24 protein-coding genes are annotated in these 23,542 nt (G+C 61.7%); 1 reads left to right on the forward strand and 23 read right to left on the reverse strand.

The window, feature by feature from the left end; all coding sequences use genetic code 11:
* Positions 1–245: 245 nt before the first annotated feature.
* From B0T39_RS22605 to B0T39_RS22710, 22 genes are all read right to left on the reverse strand, one after another.
* On the reverse strand, positions 246–971 hold the full coding sequence (locus tag B0T39_RS22605) for a YebC/PmpR family DNA-binding transcriptional regulator (protein ID WP_081550715.1): 726 nt from the start codon (positions 969–971) through the stop codon (positions 246–248).
* A gap of 97 nt (positions 972–1,068) precedes the next feature.
* On the reverse strand, positions 1,069–1,845 hold the full coding sequence (gene fliR / locus B0T39_RS22610; protein WP_081550716.1) for a flagellar biosynthetic protein FliR: 777 nt from the start codon (positions 1,843–1,845) through the stop codon (positions 1,069–1,071).
* Entirely contained in the window at positions 1,845–2,114 is a 270-nt protein-coding gene (gene fliQ, locus B0T39_RS22615) for a flagellar biosynthesis protein FliQ (RefSeq protein ID WP_019099986.1), read from the reverse strand. The genes fliR and fliQ overlap by 1 nt, the downstream gene beginning before the upstream one ends.
* Positions 2,115–2,185: 71 nt before the next feature.
* Positions 2,186–2,932 (reverse strand): flagellar type III secretion system pore protein FliP, encoded by a 747-nt coding sequence (gene fliP, locus B0T39_RS22620; protein ID WP_081550717.1) that lies wholly within the window; start codon positions 2,930–2,932, stop codon positions 2,186–2,188.
* A complete protein-coding gene (fliO, locus tag B0T39_RS22625) occupies positions 2,929–3,381 on the reverse strand; it encodes a flagellar biosynthetic protein FliO (protein WP_254894628.1) in 453 nt (150 codons plus the stop codon). Before fliO ends, fliP begins: the two co-directional genes overlap by 4 nt.
* An 11-nt stretch (positions 3,382–3,392) precedes the next feature.
* On the reverse strand, positions 3,393–3,830 hold the full coding sequence (gene fliN, locus B0T39_RS22630) for a flagellar motor switch protein FliN (protein ID WP_141111368.1): 438 nt from the start codon (positions 3,828–3,830) through the stop codon (positions 3,393–3,395).
* A 26-nt stretch (positions 3,831–3,856) separates the two neighbouring features.
* The gene (gene fliM / locus B0T39_RS22635) at positions 3,857–4,861 is read right to left on the reverse strand and encodes a flagellar motor switch protein FliM (RefSeq protein WP_081550719.1); all 1,005 of its coding nucleotides are present in this window, start codon (positions 4,859–4,861) and stop codon (positions 3,857–3,859) included.
* A gap of 5 nt (positions 4,862–4,866) precedes the next feature.
* Positions 4,867–5,328: a flagellar basal body-associated FliL family protein gene (locus B0T39_RS22640; RefSeq protein WP_240937508.1), complete on the reverse strand. Its 462-nt coding sequence runs from the start codon at positions 5,326–5,328 to the stop codon at positions 4,867–4,869.
* Between the two features lie 166 nt (positions 5,329–5,494).
* Positions 5,495–6,436, reverse strand: coding sequence for a flagellar hook-length control protein FliK (locus B0T39_RS22645; protein WP_081550723.1), 942 nt, complete (start codon positions 6,434–6,436; stop codon positions 5,495–5,497).
* 72 nt (positions 6,437–6,508) lie between these two features.
* Entirely contained in the window at positions 6,509–6,958 is a 450-nt protein-coding gene (gene fliJ, locus B0T39_RS22650; protein WP_141111364.1) for a flagellar export protein FliJ, read from the reverse strand.
* 9 nt (positions 6,959–6,967) lie between these two features.
* Positions 6,968–8,362: a flagellar protein export ATPase FliI gene (gene fliI / locus B0T39_RS22655; protein WP_081550725.1), complete on the reverse strand. Its 1,395-nt coding sequence runs from the start codon at positions 8,360–8,362 to the stop codon at positions 6,968–6,970.
* Entirely contained in the window at positions 8,343–9,170 is an 828-nt protein-coding gene (locus B0T39_RS22660) for a flagellar assembly protein FliH (RefSeq protein ID WP_081550727.1), read from the reverse strand. Before B0T39_RS22660 ends, fliI begins: the two co-directional genes overlap by 20 nt.
* Positions 9,151–10,149, reverse strand: coding sequence for a flagellar motor switch protein FliG (gene fliG / locus B0T39_RS22665; protein ID WP_081550729.1), 999 nt, complete (start codon positions 10,147–10,149; stop codon positions 9,151–9,153). The genes B0T39_RS22660 and fliG overlap by 20 nt, the downstream gene beginning before the upstream one ends.
* Positions 10,142–11,833, reverse strand: coding sequence for a flagellar basal-body MS-ring/collar protein FliF (fliF, locus tag B0T39_RS22670; protein WP_254894629.1), 1,692 nt, complete (start codon positions 11,831–11,833; stop codon positions 10,142–10,144). Before fliF ends, fliG begins: the two co-directional genes overlap by 8 nt.
* Before the next feature lie 101 nt (positions 11,834–11,934).
* Positions 11,935–12,255, reverse strand: coding sequence for a flagellar hook-basal body complex protein FliE (fliE, locus tag B0T39_RS22675; RefSeq protein ID WP_019099998.1), 321 nt, complete (start codon positions 12,253–12,255; stop codon positions 11,935–11,937).
* 2 nt (positions 12,256–12,257) lie between these two features.
* Positions 12,258–13,634, reverse strand: coding sequence for a sigma-54-dependent transcriptional regulator (locus tag B0T39_RS22680; protein WP_081550733.1), 1,377 nt, complete (start codon positions 13,632–13,634; stop codon positions 12,258–12,260).
* A 22-nt stretch (positions 13,635–13,656) separates the two neighbouring features.
* Entirely contained in the window at positions 13,657–14,355 is a 699-nt protein-coding gene (locus B0T39_RS22685) for a chemotaxis protein CheB (RefSeq protein WP_141111365.1), read from the reverse strand.
* Positions 14,356–14,434: 79 nt separating this feature from the next.
* Positions 14,435–14,932: a low molecular weight protein-tyrosine-phosphatase gene (locus B0T39_RS22690; protein ID WP_176219637.1), complete on the reverse strand. Its 498-nt coding sequence runs from the start codon at positions 14,930–14,932 to the stop codon at positions 14,435–14,437.
* A 128-nt stretch (positions 14,933–15,060) separates the two neighbouring features.
* The gene (locus B0T39_RS22695) at positions 15,061–17,286 is read right to left on the reverse strand and encodes an ATP-binding protein (protein ID WP_081550737.1); all 2,226 of its coding nucleotides are present in this window, start codon (positions 17,284–17,286) and stop codon (positions 15,061–15,063) included.
* 5 nt (positions 17,287–17,291) lie between these two features.
* Positions 17,292–17,801, reverse strand: coding sequence for a molybdopterin-dependent oxidoreductase (locus B0T39_RS22700; protein ID WP_081550739.1), 510 nt, complete (start codon positions 17,799–17,801; stop codon positions 17,292–17,294).
* Between the two features lie 11 nt (positions 17,802–17,812).
* A complete protein-coding gene (locus B0T39_RS22705; RefSeq protein WP_081550741.1) occupies positions 17,813–19,030 on the reverse strand; it encodes an EAL domain-containing response regulator in 1,218 nt (405 codons plus the stop codon).
* A gap of 191 nt (positions 19,031–19,221) precedes the next feature.
* On the reverse strand, positions 19,222–20,145 hold the full coding sequence (locus tag B0T39_RS22710) for a LysR family transcriptional regulator (RefSeq protein ID WP_081550743.1): 924 nt from the start codon (positions 20,143–20,145) through the stop codon (positions 19,222–19,224).
* Positions 20,146–20,247: 102 nt separating this feature from the next.
* On the opposite strand from B0T39_RS22710, the gene B0T39_RS22715 reads away from it, so the two are divergent.
* Entirely contained in the window at positions 20,248–21,219 is a 972-nt protein-coding gene (locus tag B0T39_RS22715; RefSeq protein ID WP_081550745.1) for a bile acid:sodium symporter family protein, read from the forward strand.
* 197 nt (positions 21,220–21,416) lie between these two features.
* On the opposite strand, the gene uvrB is transcribed toward B0T39_RS22715, so the two are convergent.
* On the reverse strand, positions 21,417–23,429 hold the full coding sequence (gene uvrB, locus B0T39_RS22720) for an excinuclease ABC subunit UvrB (protein ID WP_081550747.1): 2,013 nt from the start codon (positions 23,427–23,429) through the stop codon (positions 21,417–21,419).
* Positions 23,430–23,542: the final 113 nt, after the last annotated feature.

A 23,542-nucleotide genomic window follows, 5' to 3' on the forward strand; every position in this document is an offset into this window, starting at 1 on the left:
GGTCACTGCAAGGGCGTGGACGATCCATTGAGGATCAATTTTCTGAGAAAGAGCAGAGAAATCAGGGTGTTTGTGAGCCTTGCCAACCATAGGGACGGAAATGAGTGAGTCAACATGAGCGAAGTATGAGCAAGATTCGCACCATGAAAAATGCCGTTCACTTGCTTAAGTGAACGGCATTACCCTTGAGGGGAGCTTTCTTTTTCCTGCCGCCGCGGGGCATGTGGCCTACCCGCGTCCGCGTCTTACTCGTCCAGCACCGCGGAGGTGTAAACATCCTGCACATCGTCCAGGTCTTCCAGCGCGTCCAGCAGTTTTTGCATGCGCGCAGCGTCGTCGCCGGACAACTCGGTCTCGTTCTGCGGCTTCATCGTCACTTCGCCCATTTCCGCTTTGAAGCCCTTGGCTTCCAGCGCCTCCTTGACGTCAGAGAACTCGTACGGACCGGTGATCACTTCGATGGAGCCGTCGTCGTTGGCGACCACATCCTCCGCCCCGCTTTCCAGCGCGGCCTCCATCAAGGCGTCCTCATCCACGCCCGGCGCGAACACCAAGTAGCCGCAATGGCTGAACTGGAAGGACACGCAGCCGTCGGTGCCCATATTGCCGCCGTACTTGGAGAAGGCGTGGCGCACGTCGGCCACGGTGCGGGTCTTGTTGTCGGTCAGGCAGTCCACCATCACCGCCGCGCCGCCTATGCCGTAACCCTCGTAGCGACACTCAACGTAATCGACGCCCTCCAGCTGGCCGGTGCCGCGCTTGATCGCGTTATCGATATTGTCCTTGGGCATGGACTCGGCCTTGGCTTTGTCCACAGCCAGGCGCAGGCGCGGGTTCATATTGGTGTCCCCGCCGCCCATCTTGGCCGCAACGGTGATTTCCTTGATCAAGCGGGTAAAGATCTTGCCACGTTTGGCATCCTGACGACCTTTGCGGTGCTGGATGTTAGCCCATTTACTGTGACCTGCCATAGTTGCCTCTGTCTGTTGTCCGGTCCACTGCGGACCCTTCAGTCAAAATTGGCGCCTATTTTAGCAGAACTTGAATCTGGACAGGAATGGCGGTCGCCTACTTGGCCTTGAGCATGGCCAGCATCATCTCGAAACCGGCGCGATACATCTGCTCCAGCACCGGCATCATCATCGGCAAGGTCAGGTAGATGCTGATGAAACCTATCATCAGGGTCAGCGGAAAACCGAACGTGAAGATGTTGAACTGCGGCGCGGCGCGGGTCATCACCCCGATAGCGAGGTTGGTGATCAGCAAAGCCGCGATCACCGGCATGGCCAGCCAGACGCCCCATTCGATCAGATGGCCGCCCCACAAGGCGAGCGACTTGATGCCCTGATCCGGCATGCTCATGCCTATCGGCAGCACCCGATAGCTTTCCACCAGGGTGGACAACACCACCTGGTGGCCGTCGAAAGCCAGAAACAATAGAAAGGTGAACAGGGTCAACAGCTGCGACACCACCGGCACTTGAGCCGAGTGCATCGGGTCGAAGAACATGGCGAAACCCAGGCCGGTTTGCGAGCCCATGATGAAGCCCGCCACTTCCACCGCGGAAATCACGATGCGCATGACGAAGCCCATCGCCAAACCGATCAACAACTGCTGCAACAGGATGGCGATACCCTCGGCCGACACCAGCGGCACCGCGGGCAGCGGCGGCAGCAAGGGCGCCAGCATCACGGTGAGGATCAGCGCGAAGCCGGCCTTGAAACGGCGCGGCACGCCGCGATAGGCGAACACCGGCTCCACCAACAGCAGGCCGACGATGCGCGCGAACGGCCAGACGAACATGGCCACCAGCGCGTTGATCTGCGCGTCGGAAATGCTCAGCATCAGCCGATCACGTGCGGAATGCTCTGGAACAGCCGCGTGGTGTACTCAATCAGCGTGTTCAACATCCACGGCCCGGCCAGCACCAGCACCAGAAACATCGCCAGCAGCTTGGGAATGAAGGTCAGCGTCATCTCGTTGATCTGGGTCGCCGCCTGCAGCACGCTGACTAACAAACCCACCAGCAGCGACACCAGCAATACCGGCGCCGCGACGATGATCAGGATGTACAGCGCGTTCTGCACGATATTGATGATCAGCTCCGGACTCATGTCGCCCGCTCCTCGCCTAAAACGCCGGGCAGCGCCCGGCGATGTTTCCAGTCACAAACCATCATGCCGCCTCAGCCAGTATAGAAGCTCTGCACCAGCGAACCCATCAACAAGGTCCAGCCGTCCACCAGCACGAACAACATCAACTTGAACGGCAGCGAGATGGTCACCGGAGACACCATCATCATACCCATCGCCATCAGGATGCTGGCCACCACCAGATCGATGATCAAAAAGGGAATAAACACCATGAAGCCGATCTGGAACGCGGTTTTCAACTCGCTGATCACATAAGCCGGCACCAGGGTCTTCATCGACACGTCGGCCTTGGTCTGCGGCTTTTCCGATTGGGAAATCTCGATAAAGAAGGCCAGGTCCTTCTCCCGGGTTTGGCGCAGCATGAAGGCCTTCATCGGCTTGCTGGCTTCGTCCACCGCCTGTTGCAGCGTGATCTTGTCGTCGGAGAACGGCACCCAGGCTTTGGCGTAAACTTGGTCGAAAGTCGGCCCCATCACGAACAGAGTCAGGAACAACGACAAACCGACGATCACCTGGTTGGGCGGCGACTGCATAGTACCCATCGCCTGCCGCAGCAGCGACATCACGATGATGATGCGAGTGAAGGCCGTCATCATCAGCATCATCGCCGGGATGAAGGTCAGCCCGGTCATGAACAGCAGCATCTGCAGGCTGAGCGAATAATTCTGCCCGCCGCCGGCCGCCGGCGTGCTGCTCATCAAGGGCAAACCGCCGGCCGCGTCCGCGATCAAGGGCGCAGCCAACAAAACCAGCGCGCCGTATCGGAAACAAGGCCTCATCGCGGCCCCGCCTTGCCGTTGCGGCTCTTGTCCATCGCCGCCTTCAACCAGCGCGCAAACGGCTCCGCCGCCGGCGCCGCCTCGATTTCCGCGCCCTCCGGGCGCGGCAGCTTGCTTAGCAGATTGACTTGCTGCGGCGTCACGCCCAGCACCAGCCACTCTCCCTCCAGCTCCACGATCACCACGCGCTCCTTGGGCCCCACCATGGTGCCGCTGACCACCTTCAGGCGGTTGGACGCGCCCAGCATACCGCCGGAAAGTCGTTTGAACAGCCAGGCCATGCCGACGATGGCGCCCAGCACCACCGCCAGGCCGAACAAGACCTGCAACAAACTCATGAACGGCGACGGCGCGGCCGCCGGAGACGGCGCGGCGGTGGCCGCGGCGGTCAGACCGGACGCCGCCAAATAAAAAGCGCCCTGCACAGCACGGCGCGTCATCGCAAACATGGCTGACCTCGTCATTTTTGCAAACGGCGAATGCGTTCCGCGGGCGTGATGATATCGGTCAGGCGAATACCGAACTTGTCGTTGACCACCACCACTTCGCCTTGGGCGATCAGACAACCGTTGACCAGCACGTCCATCGGCTCCCCCGCCATGCCGTCCAGTTCCACCACCGACCCTTGCGCCAATTGCAGCAAGTTGCGGATGGCGATCTTGGTTCGGCCCAACTCCACGGTCAATTGCACCGGGATGTCCAGAATCATGTCCAGATTCTGCGGCACGCCCGCGCCGGATGTGCTCGCGCCCAGTTCTTGGAACAGGTTTTGGGCCGGCACCGGCTCTGGAGCGGAATCCACCACATCTTGCTCGGCCATCGCAGCGGCCCAGTCGTCCATCGACACTTCCTCCTCGCCGCCGGCTCCGCCGGCCGCGGCTGCCGCTTCGGCCTCCATCTGCGCGGCTTGCAATTCTTCTTCGCTCATTGCTCTTTCTCCCCCAGAGGCTCGTGAAAATCATTTGCGCCGGCCAACACTTGCTCCACCTTCAACGCATAGCGCCCCTGCACGGTGCCGTAACTGGCTTCGAACACCGGAATGCCCGACACGTCGGCCTCCACCCGCTCCGGAATCTCCAGCATCACTACGTCGCCGTTCTTCAAATTCAAAATCTGGCCCAAAGTCACCTTGGTCTTGCCCAAGGTCGCCACCAATTCCACTTCCGCCGCCTGCACCTGATGCGTCATCAGGTTGACCCAGCGGTTGTCTACTTCAGTGCGGTCCGCCTGCATGGTGCTGGACAGCACGTCGCGGATAGGCTCCACCATCGAATACGGCAGACAAATATGGAAATCGCCGCCGCCGGCGCCCAACTCGATATGGAAAGTCATCGCCACCACCACCTCGGTGGGCGTGGCGATATTGGCGAACTGGGTGTTCATTTCGGAGCGCAGATAGACGAACTCGATGGGATGCACCGGCTCCCAGGCTTTCTGACACTCGACGAACACCACATCCAGCAAACGGCGGATGATGCGCTGCTCGGTGGGAGTGAAGTCGCGGCCTTCCACCCGCACATGGTAGCGCCCATCGCTGCCAAACAAGTTGTCGACGATCAGAAATACCAAGTCCGGGTCGAAAATCAGCAGCCCAGTACCGCGCAAGGGCTTAACATGCACCAGGTTAAGGTTGGTGGGCACCACCAGATTGCGGATGAACTCGCTGTACTTTTGCACCCGCACCGGTCCAACCGAAATTTCCGCGTTGCGGCGGATGAAGTTGAATAGACCGATGCGCAGATTGCGCGCGAAACGCTCGTTGATGATTTCCAGCGTCGGCATCCGGCCGCGCACAATACGCTCTTGCCGGCCGATGTCGTAACCGCGGACGCCTTGCGCGTCGCCGCCGCCGCCGTCATCCTCATCCTCCCCGGAGACGCCCCTGAGTAGGGCATCTACCTCTTCCTGGGAAAGAATATCGTCGCCCATGCCGCTTACTGCTTCTGGATGATGAAGGAAGTGAAGAGCACGCTTTCCACCGGCTGCTCCTCGCCGGCGTCCATCGACTCATTGATGATCTGCTTGACCTGGGCCTTCAGCCGCACCTTGCCGTCAGGCGTGGCCAACTCCGCCGCGGACTTGGACGACAGCAGCAAGATCAGCGCGCTGCGAATCTTAGGCGCGTAATCGGTGAATTTCTTTTTGGCTTCCTCGTCGGCCAACTCCGCCTGCATGTCCACCTGCAGCAAGGAGCCGTCGTTGCCGGCCAGATTCACCACGAAAGTGTCCAGCTTTTCGAAGATCGGCGGACCTTCTTTTTTCTTCTTGGGTTTTTCCTTGGTCTGCTCGGCGTGTTCGCCGGCCGCCGCCGGCTTATTCATATTGGTGAACATATAGGCGGCCAAGCCCCCCACCGCGGCCAACACCAACACCAGCAATACAATGACGATCAGCATTAATTTGCCGCCGCCCCCAGCTTTTTTCTCTGCTTTTTCCGCTTTTTTATCTTCTGCCATATACCTGCCCTGTTCACTGGGTGTTCATAGTGAAATCTTAAACGATTTCTTCACTATATTTTCTAATTTTAGATGCAAATTGAACAGGGGAGATTATCACAAATGATCAGGCGAAAATGCTGAGAATGCCGCGAGCCGCCTTGATGCTGCTCAATGCATCCATCGGCTCGGGCTCGGCGCTCTCTTTCTGGCGCTGCGATTGTCCGCGCTGAAACGCCTGCTGTTGCTGTCCGGATTGTCCGCTGGACACCTGCGCGTCGGTTAGCTGAATGCCGCCGGCCGCCAGCATGGAAGACAGACGATGCATATTGTTTTCCAGCGCCTCGCGCGTGGCAGGCACCGCCGCGGCGAACAACACCTGCGCCTGATCGTTGCCGTTCATCTTCAGCGTCACCTCGATCGGCCCCAATTGCGGCGGGTTCAGCTGAATCTGCGCCTTGTCGGCCTTGAGGCTGACCATGCCCATCACCTGCTCGCTCATGGCCTTGGCCCAGTTGGGATCGGACAGCGGCTGCTGCACGGTGAACACCGGCGTGGGCGCGGCCGGCCTGGCCGTCAACTGCTCATGCCCCTGAAGCGGCAAAAACTGCGGCAATACCTTGCCGTCCTCCGGCAAATTTTGCTGCGCCGGCAGCGACAGATTGCGGGCTTTGGCTAACGCAGCGGGCAGCGCCGCCGCGATGTCGGGCTTGAGCTCGACGGGCTTGGCGCCGGTAGGCAAATCGCTGTTGGCCCGCGGCGAGTTCGCCGCCTGCTGCTGAACGGGCAACTGCGCGGCGCCCATTAGCGACATTCCGGGCAACGGCGTTGCCGGAGTCTGGCCATCCTCGCTTTTGGCCGGCTTCTCCTTGTCAAGGCCGGCCTCCGCCAGCGGTTCGCCGTTGGCGCCCGGCAAAAAGGAGCTGCCTAAAGTGCTCATCTGCAGCCCCAGCAGGCTGGCGAACAGATCGCCGGCGCCGGTGTCGCCGGCAGTCGCCAAATTGCCTCCCGGCATATTGGCTTTACCGCTGACCGGATTGGCCGCGGCTGCGTTCACAGGTGTCGTCATGGCCGACTCTCTACAAGTAAGACACAAGCAATAAAGCAACTAGCGTGCCAAGCGCGAACCTTGGGTCGGCCCTTACTCCTCTCCGTGGGTTTTGTCCCAAAACCGCCGGGTGGCGAATTCATCGCTGGTCTTCTGCTGCACCCGCGCCTCGCGCACGGCGGCGCGCTCTTGCTCGCGCTGCAACAGCTTTTCATAGGCCTTGAGCTTCTTATACTCATGCTGCCAGGCCTGACGCTCCAGCAAGAATCGCTGAGTACAACGCTCCACATCGCCCTGCTGCTGCACCATGGCCTCGTCCAGGCGAGCGAGAAAACGCTGGAAATCCTGATATTGCAAAGCGCTGATGCCCTGCGCGCCGCGGCTGGTCAGCCGTTGCCGGTACTCGCCGCGAAAAGCGTCCAGCTGCTCTTGGCGCGAACGGGCCTCCGCCAACCGGCTTTGCGCCAGCCGCATGCGCTCGGCGGCCGCTTTCTGCTTGTCCTCGGCCAAACGAATCAACAACAGGTATTTGCTTTCCGCCACGGCTCAGCCTCAGGACAACACGCCCTGCAATTGTTCGCAGCTGGAAGAGAAATCCTGCGACTCATGCATCGGCTGGGTCAGAAAACCGACCATGGGCAGTTGGCGCCGCATCGCGTCGTCCAGCACCGGATCCGAACCCGGCACGTAGGCGCCGACGCTGATCAGGTCGCGGTTGCGTTGATAGCGGGAATACAGCTGCTTGAATTGCCGGGCCAGGGCCATCTGCGCTTGAGGCACCACGTCCACCATGACCCGGCTGATGGATTGCTCGATGTCGATAGCAGGATAGTGGCCGGACTCGGCCAGTTCGCGCGACAGCACAAAGTGGCCGTCCAGAATGGCGCGCGCGGAATCGGCGATCGGATCCTGCTGATCGTCGCCCTCAGACAGCACCGTATAAAAGCCGGTGATGGAACCACCGCCCTCGGCGGCGTTGCCCGCCCGCTCGATCAACTGAGGCAGGCGCGCGAACACCGACGGCGGATAGCCCTTGGTCACCGGCGGCTCTCCGATGGCCAGCGCGATCTCGCGCTGCGCCATCGCATAGCGGGTCACCGAATCCATCAGCAGCAACACGTCCAGGCCTTGGGCGCGAAAGTATTCAGCCAGCGCGGTGGCGTAGGCCGCCCCGTGCAAGCGCATCAGCGGCGGCATGTCCGCCGGCGCGGCGACCACCACCGAGCGAGCGATGCCTTCGTCGCCGAGGATGTTTTCGATGAAGTCCTTAACTTCTCGACCGCGCTCGCCAACCAAGCCCACCACCACCACGTCGGCCTTGGTGAAGCGAGCCATCATGCCCAGCAACACCGATTTGCCCACGCCCGAGCCGGCGAACAGGCCCAGACGCTGACCACGCCCCACCGTCAACAGACCGTTGATGGCCCGCACGCCGACATCCAGCACATCGCGCACCGGCGATCGGTCCAGCGGGTTCATTGGTTGGCTATGCAGAGGAAACCAGGCATCCGGATGGATGGGGCCTTTGCCGTCCAACGGCCGCCCCAGCGAGTCCAACACCCGGCCCAGCAGGCTGAGCCCTACCGGCACCATGCGGCCGGACGCGCCGTCGGCGGCGGCCTGGGCTTGGGTCTTGCCGAATTGCGGCGGGTGTCGCGGCGTCAACGGCATCACCGGCGTGCCGGGCAGCAGACCGTGGACATTGCTCAATGGCATCAGGAACACTTTGTCGCCGGAAAATCCCACCACCTCGGCCTCTACAAGCCTCTTGTCCGCCAAGGCCACCTGACAAGCGCTGCCCACCGGCAGCTTGAGGCCCACAGCCTCCATCACCATGCCGGTAACGCGAACCAGCTTGCCGCAGGGGTGCCACAGCTTGGCGGCGCGCGCGCTGTCCGCGCAGTCACGCAGCCATGCGCGTTGACGCTCAATCAGCTGCTGGCTCATCGTCCATTCCCAGCGCTTTGCGCATGGCGGCGATACGGGTGCTCATGGTCAGATCCAGCCGCAGCGCCGCGGTGTCTATCACGCAGCCGCCGCGCTCCACCTCGGGGTCTTCTATCCATTGCCACTGGGTTTCCGGCGTTTCCTGGGCCAGAAACTCCCGCGCCACCTCCAGATCTGCCGGGTTCAAACGCAAACGCGCCTGCGCCAGCGTGGCCGGCAAGTCCTCCAGCGCCTCGCGCAGTAACTCCTGAATCAGCAAAGGGTTCTGCCGCGCCAATCCATGGCTCAGTTGGCCGGCGAGCTCCAACGCCAACGCCAGCCAATCCGCAGACAATTCGGTTTCAAAACGGGAAATCTGTTGCGCCAGCCCTTCCGCCAACTGTTGCAAGGGCTGCCAGGCCGAGGCGAAGCGGGCCTCCTGCTCGACGCGCACCTCGGCCAGGCCTTGCTCTCGCCCAGCGGTCAAACCTTCTTGATAACCGGCCGCGCGGCCGGCTTCCTGCCCTGCCTCATGGCCGGACTGCCAGGCTTCCTGATGAATGGCCTCCAGCTCGGCCGCGGTGGGATAGCCGCTAACCGCGCGCTCGCCTTCGACTGCTCCGGCATCTTCCTCGGCCCCGGTCGAAACCGGCTCAACGGCGGACTCGGCTTGCGCCTGCTCCTGTTGGCGGCGGCGCTGCTGCGCCAGCTCCATCAGTTGCACCGGCGTCAGCTTCTGAGTCAGGCCGTCCAGCGCGTTGGGGCTCCAAGTGCTCCAACCCTCCAGCTCTTCGCCCGGAATGATGGGATTACTCGACGAGACCTTCATCACCGCCCTTGCTGCCTAGCACGATCTGGCCGTCGTCGGCGAGCTTGCGCACCACCTTGAGGATCTCCTTCTGCTCGGCCTCCACTTCGGACAGCTTGACCGGCCCTTTGGACTCCAGATCGTCGCGCAGCATTTCCGCCGCGCGCTGCGACATATTGCGGAAAATCTTGTCCTTGAGCTCGGCGCTGGTGCCCTTGAGCGCGATAACCAGGGAATCGGATTGCACTTCGCGCAAAATGGTCTGGATCGACCGGTCGTCGATTTCCAGTATGTTCTCGAACACGAACATCTTGTCCTGAATGCGCTGCGCCAGTTCCGGATCGTACTCGCGGATATAGTTGAGCGCGGCGGCCTCTACGTTGGACCCCATGAAGTTGAGGATTTCCGCGGTCAGGCCAATGCCGCCGGCCGCGCTCTTCTTGATGCGGTCGGAGCCGGACAAGAGCTGGGTCAACACATCGTTCAATTCTCGCAACGCCTGCGGCTGAACGCCCTCCAGCGTGGCGGTGCGGATCAGCACCTCGTTGCGCATCCGCTCCGGGAAATAGGACAGGATGGAGCTGGACAGGTCCGGTTCCAGATGCACCAGAATGGTGGCGATGATCTGCGGGTGTTCGTTGCGGATCAAGTCGGCGGCGGAAGAAGGATCCATCCACTTCAGGCTTTCGATGCCGCTGTGGTCGTTGCCCTGCATGATCTTGTCCAGCAGGTTGGCCGCCTTGTCCGGGCCCAACGCCTCGATCAGCACATTGCGCAAGTATTCGTCGGACGCGCCGATGCTGGCGCGCGCCGCGCACTCGCCCTTGAATTCGCTGACCACGGTGTCAATCTGCTCGTAGCTCAGGTTATTGATCGCCGCCATCGCCAGCGAAATCTTCTGCACTTCCTTGGGGCCGAGGTATTTGAACACCTCGACGGCTTCCGCCTGCCCCAGGCTGAACAGCAACACCGCGCTCTTGCGCACTCCGTTCTCACTCATCGGCGCTTATCCATTCCTTGATGATCTGAGCGGCCATGCGCGGATCGGATTTCACCATTTCACGCACGGCTTCCAGATTGGTGGTGTATTGCCGCATCTGCGCTTCGCGCGGATCGCCTCCGCCCGCGGCGCCACCGGCGTGACCGGCCGCGCCTTCTTCGCCCTCTTCTCCAGCGACGCCCAGCAGGCGACCGCCCGCGGCGGCCTGCGCCGCGGCCTCTTCTTCGCTGCCCTTGGCCGGTGCCGGCGGCTTGACCAAGTCGCGCATGATGGGACGCACCACGCCGAACAGCAGATAGAGCACGGCAATGGTCAGTAGGCCGTACTTGATCAGGCTGGAGCCGTTGCTGGTCACATAGTCGGTGACTTTCTCCTGCAGCGTCGCCGGCACTTCGGCGTCGGCGAAGGCGGCGTTGACCACGTTCAAGGTGTCGCCGCGCTGGGTGTTGAAGCCCATCGCCTCTTTGACCAGATTATTGATCTGCTGAACCTCCTGCGGGGTCAGCGGCGTCGGTTTCATCTCGCCGTTCTTGTCCGGCATGCGCCGGTAGTTGACCACCACGGCGGCGGACAGACGTTTGACGCCGCCCTGCGGCATCTTGGTGTGCTGGATGGTTTTATCGACTTCATAATTGGTGGTGATGTCGCGCTGCAGCGTACCGGACGCGCCCATGGTCTGGCCGGACAGCGTGGCCGTGCCCGGCGCGGCGCCCGGCGGCAGCGTGATCGGCGCGGAAGCGGCCGACGGCGGCTGATTGGACAAGGCCCCCGGCACCCCAGACGGCAGCGCCGCGCCGTTGTTCAACTTTTCGCTGATCTGCTGGCTGCGGGTAGAAGACGGATTGGGGCTGGAATTGGGCTTGAAGGTTTCCGAAGTCTGCTCCACCTCGGCGAAATCGACGCTGGCGGTGACCTGGGCGCGCGAGTTGCCCTTACCGAAAATGGGCTCCAGGATATCCTCGATGCGCTTGACGTAGCCCTCTTCGACCTGGCGCACGTATCCCAACTGTCGCTGATCCAGGCCCGAGTTCTCATCCGGGCCGCTTTGCTTGGACAGGAGGTTGCCGTCCTGATCGACGATAGTGACGTTCTTGACTGGCAGATTGGGCACCGAACTGGACACTAGGTGCAGAATGCCGGCGATTTGCCCGGCGTCAAGCAAGCGGCCGCGGAACAGGGTCAACATCACCGAAGCGGTGGGCTGCTGCTGCTCGCGCACGAATACGCTTTGCTTAGGGGTGGCGATATGAACGCGTGCGCTCTCCACCGAGCCCACCGCTTCAATGGTACGCGCCAGCTCGCCCTCGATCGCGCGCTGGTAGTTGACCTGCTCGGCGAACTGACTGATGCCGAACTTCTGATTGTCCATCAGTTCGAAACCGACGCCCCCGGCCTTGGGCAGGCCTTGCGCCGCCAGCTTCAAGCGCGCATCGTAAACCTTGTCCGAGGGCACGGAGATGGTGCCGCCCTCGCCCAGTTGGTACGGCACGTTCATCTGCTGCAGCGAAGCGGCCACTTGGCCGCCGTCGCGGTCGGAAATATTGGAGAACAGGACTTTATAGTTGGGCGTGCGGTTCAACACCACCGCGCCCACGATGACGGCGAAAATAGCGGCCACCGCCGCGAGGAATAGGACTTTTTTATTGTTGGGAAGCGCTTTGAAGCGATCGGACGCTTCATTCATGCGGCTTCGCCAAACGGGCGTAGCGTTTTCTTCTGCCAGGTCAGCCATACAGTGGTTTTAGGTTCGAGCCCACCGCCGCCGGCTGGTCGGGTCCGGCAACGCTAGACTTGGGTATTCATGATTTCCTGATAGGCGGTGACCAGCTTGTTGCGCGCCTGAACCATGGTTTGGAACGACAGGCTGGCTTTCTGCAGCGACACCATCACGTCCTGCAGGTTGACCCCCTCGTCACCCAATTCAAATTGCTTCTGCATCTCCTGCGAAGTCTGCTGCGCAGAGTTCACCTGCTCCAAGGTGGACTTTAGCACAGCGGAGAAGTCCACCTGGGACGCTTCCGGGGCCGTAGCGGCGGGTTTGCCCGCGGCCAGGGCCGAGGCGGTGCGCAGCTCGCCCAACAGTTGATCGATATTTGGCACTGACATGGTTACTCCAAGCCATTTCCATCTGGAACCTCCTGACATCCGTCGGCCGCGTCTTCATCACGGTAACGCTGCAATTTATAGCGCAATGTGCGCTCGCTGATGCCCAGTTTTTCCGCGGCCAGCTTCTTGACGCCGCCCACCGCGGTCAAGGTTTCCAGAATATGGCGTTTCTCTAGCGTTTTCATGTCGGTTTCATCCGACACGGAATTGTCTTTTTCAGACGCTGTCCGGGTAACCTGAGCCGCGACGGAGTCGTGATCCAGCAGCAGATCGGCGGCAAAAATTTCCGCCCCGGCGGCAAGAATCACCGCCCGCTGCACCACATTCTCCAGTTCGCGGATGTTACCCTCCCAACTATAGGCCGTCAAATGACGTTCCGCATCCTCGGACAGGATCAGATTGCCTCTTCCGGCGGCCTCTGCGTACTTTTTAAGCATGATTCGTGCCAGAGGCAGAATATCGTCGCGGCGCTCGGCCAGCGCGGGGATGCGCATCGGGAACACATTCAAGCGAAAATACAGGTCCTCGCGAAATTGACCCGCGTCCACCGCGGCCTGCAGGTCGCGGTTGGAAGTGGCCAGCACGCGGATGTCCAACTTCAAGGTTCGCGTGCCGCCGACGCGCTCCACTTCCCGCTCCTGCAACACGCGCAGCAGCTTGGCCTGCAGCGACAAAGGCATCTCGGTGACCTCGTCCAGCAAAATGGTACCACCCTGCGCCTGCTCGAACTTGCCCGGCAAAGCCTGCGCCGCGCCGGTGAAAGCGCCGCGCTCATGCCCGAACAAGGTGGACTCCAACAGGTTTTCCGGGATGGCCGCGCAGTTGACCGCGACGAAAGGCCCTTCGCGGCGCTTTGAGTGCCGGTGGATATAACGCGCCAGCACTTCCTTGCCCACGCCGCTGGGGCCGGAAATCATTACGCTGACATCGCTGCCGGCCACTCGTCCGGCCAGCGCGAACAACTGCCGCATCGCGGCGGACTCGGCCACCACTTCGCCGCTCGCTTCGCTAGGCATGCGCAGCAGGTGCTTTTCCACTTCGGCGATCAGACTGGCCGGCTCAAACGGCTTGAGCAGGTAATGCGCGGCGCCCGCGCGCAGCAATTCAATCGCTCTTTCAATCACGCCGTACGCAGTCATCAAAATGAAGGGGACGCCGGGATAACGCTTTTTCGCCTCCTCGAACAGCGTGTAGCCATCCATCGGTGCCATTTGGGCGTCGGATACGATCAACCCCACCGGCGCTTCTTTCAATTTGGCCAGGGCCGCGGCGCCGTCGCCGGCCTCCAATGTGGGATAGCCGGCCAAGCTCAAAGTGTCGACGATGGCTTCGCGCAGATCAGCGTCGTCTTCCACCACCAGAATAGGGAGATACTTCATGTTTTCTTGTTCTATCAGAGGATTAAGCCGATCCGCCGGCTTGATGTTGCTTTTGCGTGGCCAGCACCGACAAGCGCGTGGCGATGCTCTCCAAGGCCAGCACTTCGTGCGCGCCGCCCATGGCGATGGCCTCCTTGGGCATGCCGAACACTACGCAGCTGGCTTCGTCCTGGGCTATGTTCCAGGCGCCGGCCTGCTTGAGCTCCAGCATGCCGCTGGCGCCGTCCCGCCCCATGCCGGTCAGGATGACGCCTATGCAGTTCTTGCCCACCAGATTGGCGGCGGAACGGAACAGTACGTCTACCGACGGCCGATGCCGGTTGACCGGCGGCCCGGCGTGCAGGCCGATGGCATAGCCTATGGTGGGCGCCGGCTTGATCAGCAGATGGGAGTGGCCGGGCGCAATGTAGACGGTGCCGTTTTGCAGTCGTTCATTGTCTTCCGCCTCCTTCACCGTCAACTTGCACAGAGTGTTTAAGCGCGTGGCGAAGGAATGGGTGAACATTTCCGGCATGTGCTGAGTGATCAGAATGGGCGGCATCGAAACCGGCAGTGCGGTCAGCAAGGTGCGCAAGGCCTCCGTGCCGCCGGTGGAAGAGCCGATGACGATCACCGCCTGGCTGGCCAAGGGCATTTTGCCGACCTGCCTGGACAAAATGATGTCCGCATTATGACTGGGCACCACGTCCAGCGGCTTTTTGGCGGAGGTTCCCCTCGTCATCTGCCCCATACGCGTCCTTGGCTTTCTATGGTTATTGTAAAAACAGCCCGCGCGCGCGGCGCTTCCACGTCAAACGGCTTCATGGCGCCGGCTCCGTCTCTGCATCCGCGATGCGGGTCAGCCAGGCGTCGCAAGCCGCTTCCACTAGGTCCAGCACGATGTCGAAACCGCCAGCCCCGCCGTAATAGGGATCGGGCACGTCGCGGGCGGCGCCGGGCAGCGGCTCCAGCAGCAAATGCAGCTTGCCGCGATAGGATGGCGGACATTGGGCGTTTAACAAAGCCAAATTTTGCCGGTCGGCGACCAAAATCCAATCGAAACGCTCGAAATCACGCCCCTCCACCTGCCTTGCCCGCAAATCGGACAGGTCGTAGCCGCGGCGCAGCGCCGCCTGACAGGTGCGCCGATCCGGCGCTTCGCCGACGTGGTAGTCGTGCGTGCCTGCCGACTCCACTCGCATACGCGCCTCCAGACCCGCGCTCTTGAGCTTGGCTCGCATCACCCCTTCCGCGGTTGGCGACCGGCAGATGTTTCCCATGCAAACAAACAAAATGGACAAGCAATCGTTCTGGCTCATGGACGGTTTCGGCCCTCTATTTTTATTCAGTATGGGATTCAAGCACTAACTCGCCTCGATCTTATCACTTCCGCCGCAGGCTACGCGCCCATATGGGACGCGCCGACGATTTTCACGCCGCCCCGCGACTAACGCAACGCCGGCAGGTCCATGCCGGCGAGATAGCCGGCCGCGATGCAGGCGCTGCGCGTCGAGTCGAACAGGAGGCCGACTCTTTCCGCCTCGTCGGCCAGCCCCTCCTCCGCCGCCAAGGCCAAGCGCTCCAGTCCGGCACAGGACCCGCCCAGAGCGCTGAAGCCCAGGGTCAACGCGGCGCCCTTCAAATTGTGCGAGTGGCGCCGCACCTGATCCCGCTGACCGGCCAGCGCCGCGGCCAGCAATTCATCGACCCTGCCGACCTTGCCGGCGAAGAATTGCGCCACCAACTCCCGGTATTTTTCCAAGGTCAGCATTTCCGTCATTTTTTCTATCATCGCCACGTCCAGCAAGGCCGGCAACATGGAGGGCTCGGCGCTGCGCTCCAGGGCCGGCCCATCGCCGAACTGACGCTCCAGCATGGCTTGGAAATCTTCCGCGTGCAGCGGCTTGGCCAGAAAATCATCCAGCCCGCCGGCCAGGGCTTTATCCCGCGTTTCCGAGAGGACGTCGGCCGTCAAAGCAACAATCTTCATGCCCGGCGTCATCGCGCGCTCGCGCAAACGCCTTGTCGCCTCGATGCCGTCCATCGCCGGCATGTGCAAATCCATCAAAACCAGATCGAAAGGTTGCCGGGTTGCCGCCTCCACGGCTTCCGCGCCGCCCTGAATCACGGTGACGAAGTGCCCTTGTTTCTGCAGCATCGCCTGCATGTATTTGCGATTGACCGGGTTGTCGTCCACCACCAAAACACGGAGCTGACGCCCCGGCTCCGCCGGATCCGCCTCGGCACCCGCCTTGACCAGGCCTTCCGGCGCACTCATCGCTTGCAAGGGCAGCGATAGCACGAAGACGCTGCCCGCGCCCAGCGCGCTGTGCACGGTAATGCCGCCGCCCATCAGTTGCGCCAGGTTCTGGGAGATTTCCAGGCCCAGGCCGCTGCCGCCGTACTGACGCACGGTGGAGCTGTCGCCTTGGGAGAAGCGCTTGAACAAACGCGCCAGGCTAGCGTCATCCATGCCTATGCCGGTATCCCTTACCGTGATCCGCAGCACGGCCCCGCTTTCCGAACCCGATTCCGCGGCCTCCGCCTGAATGGTCACCGCGCCCATCTCGGTGAACTTGATCGCGTTGCTGAGCAGGTTAAGCAGGATTTGCCGCAGGCGGGTCGGATCGCACAGCACCCACTCGGGCACGTTCAAATCCAGCGCCATGCGCATGGCCAGCCCCTTGGCCACGGCCTGGCCGCGCATCAGGCTTTCGCATTGCAACAATAGTTGCCGCAAATTGCACACTGTGGGCAGCAGGTCCAGCTTGCCCGACTCCAGTTTGCTGGCGTCCAGCACATCGTTCAGCAAGGCCATCAGATGGCGAGCGGACTCTTCGGCGGTCTTGATGTAGTCGGCCTGCACCGGCGTGGGGGTGCAGTCTCCCAGCAAGGACAGCATGCCCAGAACGCCGTTGAGCGGCGTGCGGATTTCATGACTCATATTGGCGAGAAACACGCTTTTCGCCATGCTGCCGGCCTCAGCCTGTACCCGAGCCTGCTCCAGTACGCCGGTCAGTTCTTCCAACTCGTGACGCCGCCGTTCCAACTGCCGCAACTGCCGGACCACGATAATGGCGAAGCCGAGGATCAGCGCCCATTCGAAGGCCATCAGCCAATTGCTGACCACGATGTGTTGCTGCATGCTTTTGTTGCGCGCGTCCACTTGCTCCGCCATGCGCTGATTGGCCACCAGCGACAGGTCGTGCAATGGGCCGTTCAGCAAGTCCAGCTCGGAGTCCAGCCGCCGCAAGCCGTCCAACTCCAGTGCCACTCCGGACTGGCGACTGAAATAGGCATCGGCCTTGCGGATGAAGGCGTCCAGCTTGGGACGTGCCTGCTGGTATTCCTGGGTGCCATCCAGCAGGCTGGAGTACAGGCCATGGTCGACCACCCCCACGCGGCTGACGAAAATGTCGTAGCGTTCTTGCAGTTCCGCCCGGTCCTGCTCATGGTTCAGCACATGTTCTATCGTCGTCTGCAGCCTCATTGACTCGGTTTCGAGCTGAAAATAGGCCCATACGATGTTGTCGCCTTCGTAGCGCGCCGCCGTGTTCAGCATGTCCGCCTGACGTACCTGGATATAGGCCACCCCGGCGAACACGCAGGCCAGCGTCGCTCCGATCAAGATCAGGCTCCGCCAGGAGGAGTAGCTGCGCTGTGGCGTATTCATCGCGCTCAATGCACCAGCAGGGATTTAAGCTGCCAGGCGGAACGGTTGTAATACAGCTCCGAACGCAGCTCTTCTTGCGAGTCGTAGGGGTAGACGATGAACAAGGGCCCTTTCTCCCGCACCGGCATTGGTTTGCCGTTCATTTGCGTCGCCAGAATCACGTCGAATCGGCTGGCGTCGTCAAAGGGGATATCGGTCTTGTAGTCGTTCAGCGCCACCGCTTTCAACAATTTGCCGTGTGCGCCGGCCGCGGCCAACACGTCGCGCAGCAACGGCCCGGAGAAGCGGGTTAAACCCGGATACCAGGGAGTGTGGGTGCTGAAACTGCGTTGCGGCAGCTTGGCCAACATCGCCATGTCGAAGGCCGCGGCGTCTCCCTGATTCTTTTGACTGATATTGCCGCTGATCACCAGCACCGCCTTCCCGGCGGGTTTGACCAAAGCGTCGGCAGCCGCGGCCAAGGGCGTCGCGAAGGCCAGGCCGAGCAGCAACAATAGGGTTCCAAGTCGTCTCATGGTTTTCTCGCTTAGGTAGGCGTTGCAATGAATATCCAATCCCGCGCCGGCGGCGACGCGCCTCCGCCGCAACTCGCCAGCCACTCGGCGAAGGAGGCCTCGTCTACCGGCGGGGAGATCAGGGAGCCTTGAGCGGCCAATACGCCGAACTCCCGGCACAAGGCCCATTCGGCTTCTGAGGCCACGCCTTCGGCCACCACTTTCAGGCCCAGGCGTCGTCCCAATTCGACGCTGGCAAGGAAAATGGAGCGGTTGGTGGCGTTGCCCGCCGCATCGATGACGAAGCCTTTGTCGATTTTCAATTCCGTGAACGGGATGCGCGCCAGCCGGTCCATGCTGGCGAAACCGGTGCCGAAATCGTCAATCGCCAGGCCGGCTCCCTTCAAACGCAAACGGGTCATGATTTCCAGCGCCGAGGCCGGATCCGCCATCACGCCGCTTTCCGTGACTTCAAACGTCACGCGGGACATCTCCAAGTCGGTTTCGCGCGCAATCGAAACCAAAGAAGCCACCAGGCTGGCCTCCTTCAAGGATTGCATGGACAGATTGACCGACATGTCCAGGCGTTTGCGCGCGTCCAGGCGCTTCAACGCTTGCGACGCATCTGCGAACAAGCGCTTGGTCATCTGCGTGATCAGGCCGCTCTGTTCAGCCAACTCGATGAATTGCAGCGGGCCCAGCAAACCCAGTTGCGGATGCAGCCAACGCGCCAGCACCTCCACGCTCAGCACCCGGCCGCTGGCCACATCCACCTGCGGCTGGAAAAACGGCACCACTTCGCCGCGCTCTATGCCCAGGCGCAACTCTTCGCTGTTGATCCGCTCCATGGGCAGACAAAGTGCCTCTCCCGCAGCGATGGGCGCGGCCAGCATCGCCAGCAACTGTTCCGGATCCACCGGTTTGGGCAAGACCCCGCACAAGCGCAGCGCATACATCCGCGCCAGATCCGCCACGCTGTCCAACACCCTTTCGTCGAAACCGCTGGTGATCAGCAATTTACCCTGGTAAGCCCTCTCCCCCAAATGACGCACGAATTCGACGCCGTCCATGCGCGGCATGTCCAAATCGCAAAAGATCAGATCGAAAGCCCGGTCGCCGGCATCCAGCTGCATCAGCGCGTCCAGGCCGTCCACCGCCTCGGATATCTTGCTCATGCCCATCTGGCGCAGCACCGCGGTCAGGAACTGCCGGGATATGGCTTCGTCGTCAACCACCAAGATTTGCGGCATCGTCTCCCCCTCTAGCCCATCTCGTGCTGGCTGTTTTCACTACCGGCGCCCGCTTCGGGCCTCCGTAACCAAGCCCGCTGCGCTGTTTTACGCCGCGCGGCGTCCCTGGCCCCGTTTTTGCCCCTGCTAGTATCTAAATAGCCCGCGGCCTTCGTCTTTTCCAGCAAGCGCCCCGGCCATGCCCGGCAAACTCAGCCGCCCCAGGCGGCCGGCCGCGCCGCGGCGGCCAGTTCCGCGCGCATTTCCAGCGCCAGTTGCCAAACCTTCCGCGCGAGCGGGGACAGGGAACGGTTAGGCCGTTTGATCAACACAATACGGCGCCTTTCCACCGGCAGCAGCGGCAATACGCTCAAACCGCCACCAGCGGGCAGCGGCATGGCCAACCCCGGCGTGACGCTGAGGCCCAAGCCGGCGGCCACCATCCGGAACACCGATTGCGAGTGCCCCAATTGCTGTGTCACTTCGCATGCCAAGCCGTGCTTGAGCAGCAGCTCATCAATCAGCCTGCGGCTGCCGGAGCTGTGGTCCAGCAACACCAGCGGCAGGCCATCCAGCTGCGCCCAATGCGCGGCCTCATGAGCGGCCAAATCGTGGTCGCTGCGGCACACCAACCAGAAATCGTCCTCCAGCAAGGGCTCGCTCTCCAGCGGAACGGCCGCGTCGGGCTCCACCACCAGGCCAAAATCCACCTCCCCGCTCGTAACCGCGTCGACGTTCAGCCGTTGCACCTGGTCGTGCAACACCAGCCTCAATTGCGGATAGCGCTGCCGACAACGCGCGATCAACAGAGGCATCAGGCTGGCCGACAAGGTGGGGCTGCTGGCCACTCGCACTACGCCGTGGGCCTGCGCGCCCTCCATCCGAGCTTCGCTCAGCGCCTCTTGCAGCGCCTCCAGCACCCGCGTCAGCTTCCCCTGCAGACGACGAGCCGCCGCGGTGGGTTCTACCTCCCGCGTGGTGCGGTCGAACAAACGCAGGCCCAAGGCCTGTTCCAGCTCTCTCACCGCGCGGCTGACCGCCGGCTGAGTCAGACCCAGCGCGTCGCCTGCACGGCTGAAACCACCCAGTTCGATCACGGCCTGGAACACCCGCAATTGGCGCAAAGTCACATTCATACCAATAACTCATAAATAGATCAGATAAATGCATTTGTATTCTCAATTGCGCTGCGGTTCAATAGCGGTTTCTCCTGCCATCGCCGCACCGACGTACGCCCCATGCCCAAACTACTCGACGCCTTCACGCTGTCTCTGCTTGCCACCGTCGCTTTGGCCAGCGCGCTGCCCTGCTCCGGCGACGCCGCGGTCGCGCTCAATCTCGTCACTAATCTGGCGATCGCGCTGCTGTTCTTCTTGCACGGCGCCAAGCTGTCCCGCGAGGCCGTGCTGGCCGGCGCCTCTCACTGGCGCCTGCACCTGGTGGTGCTGGGCTGCACCTTCTTGCTCTTCCCGGCTCTTGGCCTGCTGCTGCAACCGGTACTGCAGCCGCTGCTGACGCCGCAGCTCTACCTAGGCATCCTTTATTTGTGCATGCTGCCTTCCACCGTGCAGTCGTCCATCGCCTTCACTTCGATGGCGCAGGGCAATGTACCGGCCGCCATTTGCAGCGCCACCGCGTCCAACATCCTTGGCATCTTCATCACCCCGTTGCTGGTCAGCCTGCTGGTGGTTAAACACCATGGCGTAGGCCAGGGCTGGGGGCCGGTGCTGGACATCGTGATGCAGTTGCTGCTGCCCTTCGTCGCCGGCCAGATCGCCCGCCGCTGGATAGGAGGCTGGGTGGACCGCAACAAGGGCTTGCTGCGCTATGTCGATCAGGGGTCCATCTTGCTGGTGGTCTACACCGCCTTCAGCGCCGCGGTGATCAGCGGACTGTGGCGACAAACGCCTCCCCGGGCGCTGGCCGCGCTGCTGCTGGTCAATCTGGTGCTGCTCGGCCTGCTGCTGACCATCACCATGCTGCTGAGCCGCAAGCTGGGCTTCTCCCGCGCGGACCAGATCACCATCGTGTTTTGCGGCTCCAAGAAAAGCCTGGCCAGCGGCGTGCCCATGGCCAAGGTGCTGTTCGCCGCGCCGGCGCTGGGCTCCATCGTGCTGCCGCTGATGCTGTTCCATCAGATCCAGTTGATGGCTTGCGCGGCGCTGGCGCAGCGCTATCGCCGACAGCAGCGGGCGGCAACGCTCCATTAATAAAGACGACGCCCCGCTCGAACTCGAACGGGGCGTTGCGCAAACAAAACAGCAAGACCCTTAGAATCTGTTCAAAGTCTCGCGAACAAGACAAGGCGAAAACGGCTGAGAAAGCGGAAGGCACCGCAGGCACATGAGCATTTCGAGGCTGTTTTCAACACCGCATCACCACCGCGCGGCAGACTTTTGAACAGGTTTTATAGATCGTTGATCCAGGCCTGCTCCTTCAAATGCTTCAGCTGGTCGCGCAGGCCGGCCGCTTTTTCGAACTCCAGATTGCGCGCGGCCTCCATCATTTCCTTCTCCAGACGCTTGATTTCCTTGGCCAGGGATTTTTCGTCCATCATCGCCACTCTGGCGTTGTCCACCAGCTTCTTGCGTTCATCCTCCACGCTGTAGACGCCGTCGATGATGTCCTTGATCTTCTTCTCCACCCCTCTGGGCACGATGCCGTGCTCGGCGTTGAAGGCCATCTGCTTGGCGCGGCGGCGTTCGGTCTCGTCCATCGCCCGCTTCATCGAGTCGGTAATGCGGTCCGCATAGAGCAAGGCCTTGCCGTTGAGGTTGCGCGCGGCCCGCCCTATGGTCTGAATCAAGGAACGATCCGAACGCAGGAAGCCTTCCTTGTCCGCGTCCAGAATCGCCACCAGGCTAACTTCCGGAATATCCAGGCCTTCGCGCAGCAGATTGATGCCGATCAACACGTCGAACACGCCCAAGCGCAGGTCGCGGATGATTTCCACCCGCTCCACCGTGTCGATGTCGCTGTGCAGATAGCGCACCTTGAGGCCGTGCTCGGTGTAGTAATCGGCCAGCTGTTCGGACATGCGTTTGGTCAGCGTGGTGACCAGCACGCGCTCGCCCTTTTCCATGCGCAGCCGGATCTCGGACAATAGATCATCCACCTGGGTGGCCACTGGCCTCACTTCCATCACCGGATCCACCAGGCCGGTGGGTCGCACCACTTGCTCCACCACCTGGCCGGCGTGTTCCTTCTCGTAGTTGGCCGGTGTGGCGGACACGAACACGGTTTGCGGCATCAGTTGTTCGAACTCATGGAACTTCAACGGCCGGTTATCGGCGGCCGACGGCAAGCGGAAGCCGTACTCGACCAGATTGGCTTTGCGCGCGGCGTCGCCCTTGTACATGGCGCCGACTTGGGGCACGGTGACGTGGGATTCGTCGATGAACATCAGCGCGTTCTTCGGCAGGTAGTCGATCAGCGTCGGCGGCGGGTCGCCCGGGCCGCGACCGGAGAAATGCCGGGAGTAGTTCTCGATGCCTTTGCAAAACCCCATTTCATACAGCATTTCCAGGTCAAAGCGGGTACGCTGCTCCAGGCGCTGCGCTTCGACCAGCTTGCCGTCTTTCTGATAGCGCTCGATGCGTTCGCGCAACTCTTCCTTGATGTGTTCACAGGCGCGCAGCACAGTGTCGCGCGGCGTCACATAGTGGCTGGATGGAAATACCGTGAAGCGCCCGACCCGCTGCTTGGTGACCCCGGTCAACGGATCGAACAGCGTCAGCGTTTCCACTTCATCGTCGAACATGCTGACGCGCAGCGCGGTGTCACTGCTCTCCGCCGGGTAGATGTCGATCACATCGCCGCGCACGCGGAAGGTGCCACGGCCGAAGTCGATATCGTTGCGGTCGTACTGCATGGTGGTCAGCCGGCTGATGATGTCGCGCTGCGCCAGCGTCTCCCCTTCTTTCAGATGCAGAATCATCTGATGATAGTCGGAGGGATCGCCAATGCCGTAGATGGCGGAAACGGTGGCGACGATGATGCAGTCCGGCCGCTCCAGAATGGACTTGGTCGCCGACAAGCGCATCTGCTCAATATGCTCGTTGATGCTGGAATCTTTTTCGATGAAAAGATCGCGGCTGGGCACATAGGCTTCCGGCTGATAGTAGTCGTAATAAGAAACGAAATACTCGACGGCGTTTTCCGGGAAAAACTCCCGCATCTCGCTGTAGAGCTGCGCCGCCAACGTCTTGTTGTGCGCCATGATGATGGCCGGACGGCCGCTTTGAGCGATGACGTTGGCCATGGTGTAGGTTTTGCCGGACCCGGTCACCCCCAGCAAGGTCTGATAAGACAGGCCGTCGCCCAGCCCTTCCAGCAATTGGGCGATGGCGCCCGGCTGGTCGCCGGCCGGCTCGAATGGTTGATGCAGTTTGAACGGACTGTTGGGATAGGTGCGCAGCATGGGTCGAGACATCGGAGTAGATGGCCTGATTCTACGCGGTTCGCCCTTGCTTCACACCCCCGACGCGACCGCATATAAATAAAGCTGCGATTCAGGCTATACACAGTCAAAAC

The sequence above is a fragment of the Chromobacterium haemolyticum genome (genome assembly GCF_002081825.1).
Classification (GTDB): domain Bacteria; phylum Pseudomonadota; class Gammaproteobacteria; order Burkholderiales; family Chromobacteriaceae; genus Chromobacterium; species Chromobacterium fluminis.